This is a genomic window from Aeromonas sp. R2-2, from assembly GCF_040908355.1.
Lineage (GTDB): Bacteria > Pseudomonadota > Gammaproteobacteria > Enterobacterales > Aeromonadaceae > Aeromonas > Aeromonas veronii.
The window spans coordinates 87,610-98,406 of sequence record NZ_JBFODQ010000028.1 but is presented as its reverse complement, the minus strand read 5'-3'; the positions used below and the strand labels follow the sequence as shown (position 1 = coordinate 98,406).

At 60.1% G+C, this 10,797-nt stretch carries 10 protein-coding genes; 4 read left to right on the top strand and 6 right to left on the bottom strand.

The features are described 5' to 3' along the window. Nucleotides 1–374: 374 nt before the first annotated feature. The 3 genes from AB5Z09_RS05375 to AB5Z09_RS05365 all read right to left on the bottom strand — a co-directional run bounded on the left by AB5Z09_RS05375 (nt 375) and on the right by AB5Z09_RS05365 (nt 2,410). Entirely contained in the window at nt 375–1,421 is a 1,047-nt protein-coding gene (locus AB5Z09_RS05375) for an NAD(P)H-dependent flavin oxidoreductase (RefSeq protein ID WP_368194792.1), read from the bottom strand. Continuing rightward, nucleotides 1,418–1,696: a helix-hairpin-helix domain-containing protein gene (locus AB5Z09_RS05370; RefSeq protein ID WP_368194791.1), complete on the bottom strand. Its 279-nt coding sequence runs from the start codon at nt 1,694–1,696 to the stop codon at nt 1,418–1,420. Before AB5Z09_RS05370 ends, AB5Z09_RS05375 begins: the two co-directional genes overlap by 4 nt. Nucleotides 1,697–1,768: 72 nt before the next feature. After that, nucleotides 1,769–2,410: a ribonuclease gene (locus AB5Z09_RS05365; RefSeq protein WP_184235540.1), complete on the bottom strand. Its 642-nt coding sequence runs from the start codon at nt 2,408–2,410 to the stop codon at nt 1,769–1,771. Between the two features lie 203 nt (nt 2,411–2,613). On the opposite strand from AB5Z09_RS05365, the gene AB5Z09_RS05360 reads away from it, so the two are divergent. Then, the gene (locus AB5Z09_RS05360) at nt 2,614–3,174 is read left to right on the top strand and encodes a carbonate dehydratase (protein ID WP_033138393.1); all 561 of its coding nucleotides are present in this window, start codon (nt 2,614–2,616) and stop codon (nt 3,172–3,174) included. Between the two features lie 80 nt (nt 3,175–3,254). On the opposite strand, the gene AB5Z09_RS05355 is transcribed toward AB5Z09_RS05360, so the two are convergent. Continuing rightward, nucleotides 3,255–4,163 (bottom strand): S-adenosyl-l-methionine hydroxide adenosyltransferase family protein, encoded by a 909-nt coding sequence (locus AB5Z09_RS05355; protein WP_236298035.1) that lies wholly within the window; start codon nt 4,161–4,163, stop codon nt 3,255–3,257. Nucleotides 4,164–4,361: 198 nt separating this feature from the next. Here AB5Z09_RS05355 and AB5Z09_RS05350 point away from each other — a divergent pair, with 198 nt between their 5' ends. The 3 genes from AB5Z09_RS05350 (at nt 4,362) to AB5Z09_RS05340 (ending at nt 7,803) form a co-directional block, all read left to right on the top strand. Further along, the gene (locus tag AB5Z09_RS05350) at nt 4,362–4,826 is read left to right on the top strand and encodes a hypothetical protein (protein ID WP_368194790.1); all 465 of its coding nucleotides are present in this window, start codon (nt 4,362–4,364) and stop codon (nt 4,824–4,826) included. 156 nt (nt 4,827–4,982) lie between these two features. Continuing rightward, on the top strand, nt 4,983–6,452 hold the full coding sequence (locus tag AB5Z09_RS05345) for a GGDEF domain-containing protein (protein WP_368194795.1): 1,470 nt from the start codon (nt 4,983–4,985) through the stop codon (nt 6,450–6,452). A 103-nt stretch (nt 6,453–6,555) separates the two neighbouring features. Then, the gene (locus AB5Z09_RS05340) at nt 6,556–7,803 is read left to right on the top strand and encodes a DEAD/DEAH box helicase (RefSeq protein ID WP_368194789.1); all 1,248 of its coding nucleotides are present in this window, start codon (nt 6,556–6,558) and stop codon (nt 7,801–7,803) included. Between the two features lie 331 nt (nt 7,804–8,134). On the opposite strand, the gene AB5Z09_RS05335 is transcribed toward AB5Z09_RS05340, so the two are convergent. Both AB5Z09_RS05335 and AB5Z09_RS05330 read right to left on the bottom strand, forming a co-directional pair. After that, entirely contained in the window at nt 8,135–9,409 is a 1,275-nt protein-coding gene (locus AB5Z09_RS05335) for a lipopolysaccharide biosynthesis protein (protein ID WP_368194788.1), read from the bottom strand. 215 nt (nt 9,410–9,624) lie between these two features. Continuing rightward, nucleotides 9,625–10,389 (bottom strand): CphA family subclass B2 metallo-beta-lactamase, encoded by a 765-nt coding sequence (locus AB5Z09_RS05330; protein WP_368194787.1) that lies wholly within the window; start codon nt 10,387–10,389, stop codon nt 9,625–9,627. Nucleotides 10,390–10,797 lie beyond the last annotated feature (408 nt).

Sequence of the window (10,797 nt, the reverse complement as noted above, 5' to 3'; positions counted from 1 at the left end):
TGTGTTGCTGCGGGAGTGGAATTCTACTCAACCGCCTTCTCGAGTCAAGCCTTATTTTCAAAGGCTTTTCGAGGTTATCGACGAAGTTGTTTGCGTTGCCGCTTGCCCTGTCGATGTGGCGCATTATAGAGATCCAGCTCACATTGGCAAGGCTTTGCCGCAATAAAATTGCAAAAAAGTGCAACCCCTTGGTTATTCATATCAATACACAGCCTTTATACAGACTTATCCACAGGAGTGGGTGAGGTGCGGGGTTTTGTCTCCGGATAAGCGCCTCACAAGGGAACAGGCACTCATCCATCATCGCAACACCGTCGCGTCCGACGCACTGCACCAACGGCCGCTTCTATATAAAGAGGCGTATATAGCAGTGCTTATCCCAATCCAGCCTCTTTGACCCAGCACGCTATCAGCTCGCTGGCAGGAAGATCCCTGCAACCCGATACATTCTGGCCAGCCCAGAGCGGAGAGAAGCCACTGTCCCCCGCCTTCTCGGCGGCGGCACTCAGCGGTGCCAGTGCGCCACTGGCATAGGGGAAGTGAGGGGCAAGATCCGAGAACGGGCCCAGCTCACGCATCAGACGGTTGACGATGCCCCGCGCCGGACGGCCACTGAACAGATTGGTCAGTGCCGTCTGCTGGCCTTGGGGCGAGTGGAGGACAGCGCGATGCAGCGCCGAGGTGGTCGCTTCATGGCAGCAGAGAAAGGCGGTGCCCATCTGCACGGCGCTCGCCCCCATTGCCAGCGCGTTGGCGATCCCCTTGCCATCGACGATACCGCCAGCGGCAATCACCGGCAGATCGGTCACCGCGAGGATCTGCGCCAGCAGGGTCAAGGTGCTCTGCTGCAAGGCGAGATCATCGGAGAGGAAATGACCGCGATGACCGCCCGCCTCCAATCCCTGAGCGATGATGGCATCGGCGCCGTGTTGAGCGAGCCATACGGCTTCCGCAACCGTTGTGGCACTGGCAAATACCTTGGCCCCCGCAGCCTTCACTTGGACAAGCAGCTCAGGCGCGGGCAAGCCGAAGTGAAAGCTGACCACCGCCGGTCTGAACTCGGCCAACATGGCGGCATGATCCTTATTGAAAGGTGCACGGCTTGGCGCCGTCGTGACCGCTGGGGGAAGTAGGCTTAACTCGGCGTAGTAGGGAGCAAGGCGCTGCTGCCAGCGGGCCAGTGCAACGGGATCCGGTTCCCGTTGCAGGTGGCAGAAGAAGTTGATGTTAAATGGCCCAAGCCCGCTTTGGGCAAGTCGCTCCAGTTCGCCGCGCAGCTCCGCTGATGTGAGCATGGCGGCAGGCAAGGAGCCCAAGCAACCCACCCCGGTCACGGCCAGCGCCAGACCGCTTCCCTGCACACCGGCCATCGGTGCCTGAATAATGGGATAACGCATCCCAAGTTCGCTAAAGAGGCTCATCCATTCACCCCTTTTGCAGCGTCCGCCACCAGATGCGCGCGGGCCAGCGCAATGGCGCCGTCGATGGCACTGCGGGCCTGCGGGCTGTTCTGCCAACAGGTCGAGCCCAGCATGCTGGCCACCAGCTGGACGATATGGGTGGTGTCGGCCTCTGCCAATCCGGCCAAGGTATGGTAGCCCAGCTGTTCGAGCCGCCTGATAACGGTCGGCCCAACCCCTTTCACGCCGAGCAGCATTGCCCGCTCTGTCGGGCCAAACCGGTTGTTGCCATCCATCTGTCAGACTCCTTTCCGATAGCTGTGGTTACACATCAGGCCCGCAAGGGGCCTGATGAAGAGAGTGGAGGCTTAACGCACGCTGCGCAGCAGGAAATCCGGCTGACCGCAGGAGCGGCGCTCGCGCTTTTGCATCTCGGCGGAGCAGGTGACCGCATCTGTCCCCTCTTTATTGACGCAGATGTAGATCTCCCGCAGGAAGCGGCCACCATCGGCGCAAGCCACCGTGATGTTGTCGGGAGCCAGCCACTCGTTGGCGCTCGCCAGATCGGCCTTGAGCTGGAAACTGGTTTTGCGCAGCGGCTCCTCCGGGGATTGATAGGCCGCCGGGATCTTCACCTTCTGGCGCAGATCGCTTGCCAGCTGATGAAAGTCCTGCTGGCTCAAGCCGGAGCAGGTACCGTGCTTCTCCCACTCATGGCGATAGAGGAAACGGCTGGGGTAGAGGTCGGCAAACTCGCTCTCCATATCGGGATTGAGCCGTTCGCGGGTGCAGTTGCTGGGGTAACCGCGATCGTACTGGGGCCAGAGCCCGTGTAGCACGAACCCCAGCTTGCGGGAACACTGGTCCCGATCCGCCGGTTTGACGGCGCAATGCTCGGGCGACCAGGAGAGCGCCATGGCGTAATAGTCAAACGCCCCCGCCTCCCCTTTGGCCTGTGCGGCCGAGGAGAGCAACAAACCACCCGCCAGCAGGGCAATCATCTTCTTCATCTTTATATGTCCACCTTACGCGACTCGGGATGACAGCCATGCTCCCATATTCTGGCGGCGGGAAACAGCCATGCTGAGACGCCGCGCGACAAGGGTCAGACCAGTCAGGGGTTTCACCAAAGGGCGAGCAGGGGTAAGCTGACCGACCGGTAGGCTCCTCGTCCACCACCAGATAATCCCTCTTGGCAACCACAGGATGTAACATGATCCGCAAGAATCCCTCCGGCCACCTGCCTGTCATCGACGAATCCGCCTATATCGACAAGACCGCCATCATCTGCGGCAAGGTGATCATCAAAGAGAATGTCTTTGTCGGCCCCTATGCGGTGATCCGCGCCGACGAGGTAGATGCCAACGGCGAAATGGAGCCCATCGTCATCGGCGCCAACTCCAACATCCAGGATGGGGTGGTGATCCACTCCAAATCCGGCGCCGCCGTCACCATTGGCGAATACAGCTCCATCGCCCACCGCTCCATCGTGCACGGGCCGTGTGAAGTGGGGAACCGGGTCTTTATCGGCTTCAACAGCGTGCTGTTCAACTGCCATATCGGCGATGGTGCCGTGGTGCGCCACAACTCGGTGATCGACGGCTGCGATCTGCCGCCGGAGTTCTACGTCCCCTCCACCACCCGCATCAACCAGCAGAGCGATCTGACCCATATCCCGCGGGTTTCGGTAGATGCCGCCGAGTTCTCCGAAGACGTGGCTCACACCAATATCGATCTGGTCAAAGGGTACAAGGCGCTCTCCAACGAGTTCTGATCCCTTTCTTTATTACCAGAGAACAAAACGGGCGCCGAAGCGCCCGTTGCTGTTTCTATTTCTACTTATATATGTGCGGGTCAGGAGCACTTCTTCAGGCTGATATGCCAGTTGGCACCGGATTGCACCTGATGCTTGGCGGCAAAGCTGTCCATGTTCAGCGCCACCGAGACCTGCAGCAGACTGTTGAGGTATACCAGCGGCTGACCTTCCGGCACATCGCCGAAGCTGCTGACGTAAGGGGCCTTGCCGTCATATTTGACCACATCCCCTTCGCGGATCTTGATGCAGGCGTTATCCCCCTTGTTGATCCCCACCTTGGTAAGCAGGGCATCGTCGATATTGGTCCAGACGTTGCCGTATTGCACATCGAGGATCGGGATGGTGCCCTTGAGGGTGCCATCTTTCTCGGCTACTGCAGGCTGATAGGGGATCTTAACCACTTCGGCGGGCAGCAGCGGGCCGACCTGCTCGTAGCTGATGGCGCCGGAAGCGAGCCGCGCGCCGGTATAGGCGTACACATCGCGGCCATGGAAGGTGTAGGACTTCTCGGAGCCCTTGAGGCGGTTGAGTTTCTCATCAATCTGGCGCACAGCCTCGATGCCGAAGTGTTCGGCCACCAGGGTCAGGGTGCCGTTGTCCGGGGTCACGATGTAGTGGCCGCTCCTGGTCTTGAGCACTACTGACTTGCGCTCGGTGCCGACACCGGGATCAACCACGCTGACAAACACGGTGCCCTTGGGCCAATACTGCAGGGTCTGGTAGAGGCGGTAGGAAGCTTCCCAAATGTTGTAAGCCGGGATCTCGTGGGTCAGGTCATAGAGCGGCAGAGTGCGGTCCACCCCGAAGGCAACCCCCTTCATGGCCGACACGGCGCCATCTTTGAGGCCGAAATCGGTCTGGATCACCAGCGCTTCGTTGGCGGCGGCGATGCCGCTTGCCAGCATTAGAGCGAGCGCGATGGCACGGGGAGCGGTGCGAATATCCATATCTGAACTCCTGAATCATCTGAGGATAACGAAACGGCGAAAGCCATTTAGACATCCAGACTGCCACCAATGAATTTTTTTGCAAGGGGTTTGCAACAAAGTGAGGGACGACTCGCAGAAATTGTGCTCGCCAAACGGCGACAGCAGGGGTATCAAAGGCGGAATGGGAAAACGTTTACAATACAGGAGCTCAGCACCATGACACAACCCGTACCGGAGATGATGACCCTGCTGCTGGAGATTGGTGAACAGAGCAGTCAGCTCTGGCTGAGCCAGCCAAATGCGGCCCCGTCACACTACCCGCTGGCCTTTGGCACCCACGCCATCCAACCCGGACCGTTTCGCCACGCGCCGCCCACCCCGCTCGAACTGGAGCGGGCCATCATGGTGGTGGAGGATGAGCTGATGCGCATCGCCCCGCAGATCCCGCCCGGCTTGCAGCTGACCCTGCGCAGTCAACCATCACTGGCCGAAGTGCTGGGGGACAACCAGCTCGACCGGGATCTGGTGGAGCAAGCCTTTGGCCAGCTGGCCGCGATGGCGGAAGGGGATCCTCTCTCCGCCAACCAGCTACCCCGTGACGAGTACTTTGCCGCCGTGCTGCTGATCGTCAGGGAGTGGCTGCACCATCTGGCCAGCGAGAGCGTGCTGATCGTGGAGTAGGGATAAATAAGTGGTGAGGGCTTCAGCTTCTGGCAAGGTTTGTCGGTGGATCCTGTCGGGATTTCCTTCGCGTATACTTTGCCCGTATGGCGCCCGCGCCCCTATCGGTACTCTAACCAGACACCTATGACCTTATTTTCAGGTAACCTCCCAGCCTTGCGCTGGCCACCGGCGTTTGCTCGCCAGTTCATCATCAAAGTGGCCGGATTGGCCCTGCTCGCCCTGACCGGGCTGGGCACTGTCTTCTACTACACCTATCTCACTATCCAGCACGACATGGATCTCATCACCGCCAGACAGAAGAACGTGTTCGAGGTCTTCTACCAGCGAGCCAAGATCCTCAAGGTGGAGAACATTACCAGCTATCTGGCACAGCACCATCTGCTCGATCAGCCACCGCCCCCGAATAGCGTCGGCAGCGACTATCTCTACGGGTATGACCTCAAAAGCAAATACCGCTTTGCCGATATTCCGCTGCAATACCCGGCAGCCAATATCCTCAACACCTTCCGCTATGCCCTCTCTTATTCGGAGGTGATCAATATCTACACCATCTGGAATGACTACCGGCTGATCGGCATGGTGGCCGACAACAATGTGCTGCCCGCCAGACTGGCGCCGATCAAGGTGGATCTGATGACACTGCCCGCCTGGTATCACTACTTCGGTTGCGCCAGCTTTGCGCCCGGCCGCCCCTTGTGCAGCACCGATGAAGCCTTTGTCTCCGATATCGAGATCGACAGCTTCAGCATGCGCAACACCATAGTGATGTACTTCCCCTTCATCCATCAGTCGGGGCGCGGCGGTTACAAATACGGACTGCTCGGTATCGATATCGCCGTCGATGAAGCATTTAACGATGTGCTGCGACCCTTCGACACCATCAACCCGACCCGCACCAACATATCGTTTGAAGCCGCCGAGCCCTGCCGCCCGAGGCATCTCTGCCTGAGCAAACCCTTTATGCGCACCAAAGCGGGGGATGATCTCTATCTGAAGTGGTCCTACAGCTGGGTCGATTTCGTCAAGCTGGCCCTGCAAAGTGCGGCCTTCAAGGTCTATCTCATCGTGCTGTTGATGGGCATGGTGGCCTGGAAGCAGATCTACCTGCGGCTGCGCACCCTGGCGCACACCGACCACCTGACCCGGCTGCCACGCAGAGATGTGCTCTGCCAGAGTCTGCTCCATGAGCACGACTACCTGATGATCCTCGATATCGACAACTTCAAGTCGATCAACGACACCTATGGCCATGGCGTCGGTGATCTGGCACTGGTCGCCTTTGCCCGCCATCTCAGAAGCAATATCCGCAAGGTGGACAGCGCCATCCGCTGGGGCGGCGAGGAGTTTATCGTGCTGTTCAAGGGGATGGAGGATGACGAGATGATGATCCACTCCGCTGGCCGCCTGCTGGATCGCCCATTGGGTATCCCCGAGCTGCCCACCCCCATCACCTTCTCGGCCGGCGTAATCCGCATTCGCGACTACCTGTCGGTGGCCGAGGCGGTGCATCTGGCCGACGAGCTGCTCTATCACGTCAAGCAGCAGGGCAAACACAATATCGCCAGCTACGATGGCCAGCAGATCCACCTGATCCGCAACCCCGACGGCGAAACCGCCAGCTAAGCTGGCCCGCCTTCTGCCACTCCCCCTCTATCTGTTACCATCGCGGCCACGATCACTCACAGCATCGTGGCCGCAGGCCGCGATAACCCCGACTGGTGCCCCTATGTCCACAGCCTCCTTTGCCGAACTGGCCCTCTCCCCCCGCTTGCAGCAGACCCTGACCGAACTGGGCTACGCCGCGCCGACTCCGGTGCAGGCCAGCGCCATCCCCGTCATTCTGGCGGGGCGCGATCTGATGGCGGGCGCCCAGACCGGCACCGGCAAGACCGCCGCCTTCGTGCTGCCACTGCTGGAGCAGCTGCTGCAGCAGCCACAGGCAGAGCCCCGCCCGATCCGCGCGCTGGTGCTGGTGCCAACCCGCGAGCTGGCGGTGCAGGTCGCCGAGAGTGTCGCGCGCTACGGTCAGGGGACTGGCCTCACCAGCACCCAGGTCTACGGCGGGGTGAGTATCGCGGCGCAGGTAGAGGCGCTTCAAGCCGGGGTGGATATCCTGATCGCCACCCCGGGCCGCCTGCTCGACCATCTGCGACAGGGGGCGTTGAGTCTGGCGGCGCTGCGCCATCTGGTGTTTGACGAGGCTGACCGCATGCTCGACATGGGCTTTATGGACGAGATCAAGGCGCTGCTCAAACAGATCCCGGCGGATCGCCAGACCCTGCTCTTCTCTGCCACCTGCGATGACAACCTGTTTGCCTTGAGCAAGGTGCTGCTGCGCGACCCGGCGCTTATCGAGGTGGCGCCGCGCAATACCACGGCAGCCGAGGTGGAGCAGCGGGTCTACACGGTGGATAGCGATCGCAAGCTGGCGCTGGTCGAACATATGCTGAAAGTGAAGGGGTGGGCTCCGGCGCTGATCTTCAGCCGCACCCGGCAGGGGGCCGACAAGCTGGCCCAGCAGCTTGGCAAGGCGGGCATCAATGCGCTGGCCTTCCACGGCGACCTGTCGCAAAGCGCGCGGGAGAAAGTGCTGCTGGAGTTTCGCGCCGGCACCCTACAGGCGCTGGTCGCCACCGACGTGGCGGCCCGCGGCCTCGATATCACGGATCTCAACTACGTGATTAACCTCGAATTCCCGTTTGTGGCAGAGGATTACGTCCACCGCATCGGTCGCACCGGTCGCGCCGGCAACAAGGGGCTCGCCATCACCCTGTTCAGCCCGGAAGATGCGCCACTGCTGGAGAAGGTGGAAGCGGTGCTCGACACCCGTTTGCCCCAGCAGTGGTTCCCCGGCTTTGAGCCGGATCTCACCCGCTTCGAGCCCGAGCCGCGCCGCAACAGCAAGGCGGCCCAGAAACAGCGTGCCAGAAAGCAGGCCCTCGCTGGCAACAAGGGTGGCAAGGGGCGGCGCTAACGGCCCGCCCCAATCCCTTCGACCCAATCCTTGCAATCTCATCCCTGCAAGCCGGAACAAGCCCCTGTGCGGCCGCTTTTACCGCCGTTCAGGGGCGCAGCGACAAACGGGCTCACTATAAGCAGGATTTATGGGTTTTCCTGAAATGACCCAACTCCAGCTTATACCGATGTCCGCTACGCCCCGTCTGCCATAAAGGGGCAACAGCGGGGCTGCAAGCCCTATAAAAAGAGAACGCCCGATCGGGCGTTCTCTTTGTTTGGTCGCTTCAACCCATCCTCCCCTGCCAACCCCTTCAGCCCACAGATACCGCGCACACTCGCGGCGACAGCTAGGGCGCAGTCGCAAGCTCGGGTGGCAGGGTACGCAGGATCTGCCGCTCTGCCAGGGTCGAGAGGATAAACATCACCATATAGCCGAGGCCCAACGCCACGATAATCGCCACCACGTTGGCAGTGAACTCGGCCACCAGATAGTAGGCGGCGACCAGCGCCACTATGCCCGCCAGCCGGATCAGCAGGCTCTGGGTAAAGTAACCGTGGGCTTTGATGTAGGCGAGCTGATAGCCATTGAGCATCATAAAGATAAAGAAGATGGAGAAGTGGAACAGTACCGGCACAGCCCCCACGTAGTCGGCGGGGAAGAACAACAGCACCAGCGGTTTGCCCGCCAGCAGCATCAAGCCAAAGAAGGCCAGACTGACGATGGCGGAGAGACGGAAGATCCAGCGCCGGATCATCCTGATCTGGCGGTGATCGCCATTGCGCAGATTGACCGCCAGCTCAGGCAGCACAAAGCGGTAGATGGGGAAGACGAACAAGGTGGTCATATAGGTGAAGATGGGGCGCACCACCACCTGAAAATCCCCCAGCTCGTCGAGGCTGAAGTGGCGGATGGTGAGCAGCACAGTGATGTAGATCATCAGGATGCTGGCCCCCGCCTCCAGCGAGGCGGTAAAGCTCTTCTTCACATAGCTCACCATCTCGGGGCCGAGCGCCACCTTGGCGAGCGGCCTGGTGGCGATGGCCCGGCGCCGCGAAACATACATATAACCGGCGATGGCGAGCGATGAGAAGGTCAGCCCGTAGAAGAGCGAGGCGAGCGCATCCATCCCCAGTCCGAAATAGCAGGCCATAAACAACAGGCCGTTGGCCAGCGGCTCCAGCCAGGTGACCCGGTTGGAGAGCTGATACATCCGGTACATGGCCACCAGATTGGTGAAGTAGACCTTGAGCCCCAGCCCGAAGATGACCCCCACCAGTTGCAGATACTCCACACGGATATGGAGCCCGTGCTTGATATAGGGGATCACCGCCCCCCAGGTGAGCAGCACGATACCGATGAGGAAGTAGCGAAAGATATTGATGATGTCCCGATCGTTTTTGGTCTGGGAGTAGCTCACCACCATGGAGGAGCGAAAACCTGTCATCAGGATAAAAGAGAGGGAGATCAAATCGACCACGCTGTTGAACAGCGCCAGCTCCCCCTTGGCGACCCACTGCGCCAGCCACACCTTGAAGGCGAAGCCGATAACGATGCTGACCAGCGAGGCCCACATCCCGGTGATAAAGGCCTGCTTGAGGCGCGCGAGAGAGGCGTATTGCATAACGAAAATGGATAACTTTCAGGAAAAAGAGAGAGGGCCATCTTATGAAAGCCCACCCCCCTTGAACAGCGTTAATGCCACGCACTCACAGCCACCAAAAAAACCGCAAACGCAAAAGGCCCGCTTATTTCCTGAAAGCGGGCGTTTTGTGGTGTGCCGTTATGGCTGCTGATTGCTGCGATGGCAAGGCTTGCTACCAGTCTGTCGCGCAGCCGTTATGACTGTGGCGCCGCCTTGATCAGCTCCTCGTAGTGATCAATCAGCTCGGGGCCGTGCAGCGGCGAGTCGTGACCGCCAATCACCGTCTTGATCGGCAACTTCATCGCTTTGAGCCGCTCGATAGTCTGCGGATAGGCCTTCACATTGGCAAAGCTCAGGTTGCCCAGCTTCTCCTTGAGGATGCAGTTGCCATAGAGCACCTGCTCGTCGGGGAAGTAGACAAAAATGCCGTCCGGCGTATGGGCCGGGCCCGCGTAGAAGGCACGCACCTTGCCATCTTGCAGCTTGAAGTCGCCATCGTGCACCACGTTGGGCAGCACCAGCGGCAGATCCGGGTACTCCGGCAGCCCCTTGCGGGTAAAGGCGACAATCTCGGCCCAGTCGCTCTTCATCAGATCCCGGGTCTGGCGCGTCGCCACCACCTTGGCCCCGATGGACTTCCAGTAGGCATTACCACCCGCCCGATCGGTGTGGTAGTTGGTGTTGATCACCTCCAGCACCGGCTTGCTGCTGACCCGTTTAATGAGCTTATGCAGCTCACGGGCGGTATCCGGCGTCCAGGTCGCCCCCACCACAGTCACCCCCTTGGCCCCGAAATAGACCATGGAGTTCTCTTTGACGTAGTAGTTGTCCTCCACCACATAGACAGGGCCGCTCACCTGCTTGAGGGAGATCCCCGCCGCCCGCACGCTGCCGCCCCAGAAACTCGCCATCAGCACCACGGCCCCGGCCAATGTGCACTTCATCCAACCTTTCATCATCTTGCTCCCTCGAACCAACCGTCCCCTCGCCACCCCTGTGGCAAGCCGGGCCTTTTAAGCAGTGGGCAGAAGATACGGGGGATTTGTGAGGGGAAAATGAGGTTGTGTGAAGTCTGAGTGAAGTCAGGGGGAAGTCAGGGGAAAGTCCGGAAAAATCGGCAACGACCTCCTGTTCGCGAACGTCCGAATACGCTGCGCTATTCGAACCTGCAACACAGATAGCGGCCCTCACCCTAACCCTCTCCCAAGGGAGAGGGGATGGCCCGTGCCAATTCCAAACTCCCACCCCCACCCGTACCTCGCACGTAAAGCACAGTCAGCTGAACCGTTTTGCTCCCTTCTCCCTCTCTTGATCACAAACAAGGGGAGAAGGGCTGGGGATGAGGGGGAGGTAACAATAAGCCTCAT

Bases quoted from the DNA above. Each gene is read 5' to 3' on its own strand.
- AB5Z09_RS05330 (WP_368194787.1), bottom strand. From the start codon at position 10,389: ATGATGAAAGGTTGGATGAAGTGCACATTGGCCGGGGCCGTGGTGCTG.
- AB5Z09_RS05340 (WP_368194789.1), top strand. From the start codon at position 6,556: ATGTCCACAGCCTCCTTTGCCGAACTGGCCCTCTCCCCCCGCTTGCAG.
- AB5Z09_RS05375 (WP_368194792.1), bottom strand. From the start codon at position 1,421: ATGAGCCTCTTTAGCGAACTTGGGATGCGTTATCCCATTATTCAGGCA.
- AB5Z09_RS05365 (WP_184235540.1), bottom strand. From the start codon at position 2,410: ATGAAGAAGATGATTGCCCTGCTGGCGGGTGGTTTGTTGCTCTCCTCG.
- AB5Z09_RS05335 (WP_368194788.1), bottom strand. From the start codon at position 9,409: ATGCAATACGCCTCTCTCGCGCGCCTCAAGCAGGCCTTTATCACCGGG.
- AB5Z09_RS05355 (WP_236298035.1), bottom strand. From the start codon at position 4,163: ATGGATATTCGCACCGCTCCCCGTGCCATCGCGCTCGCTCTAATGCTG.
- AB5Z09_RS05350 (WP_368194790.1), top strand. From the start codon at position 4,362: ATGACACAACCCGTACCGGAGATGATGACCCTGCTGCTGGAGATTGGT.
- AB5Z09_RS05360 (WP_033138393.1), top strand. From the start codon at position 2,614: ATGATCCGCAAGAATCCCTCCGGCCACCTGCCTGTCATCGACGAATCC.
- AB5Z09_RS05370 (WP_368194791.1), bottom strand. From the start codon at position 1,696: ATGGATGGCAACAACCGGTTTGGCCCGACAGAGCGGGCAATGCTGCTC.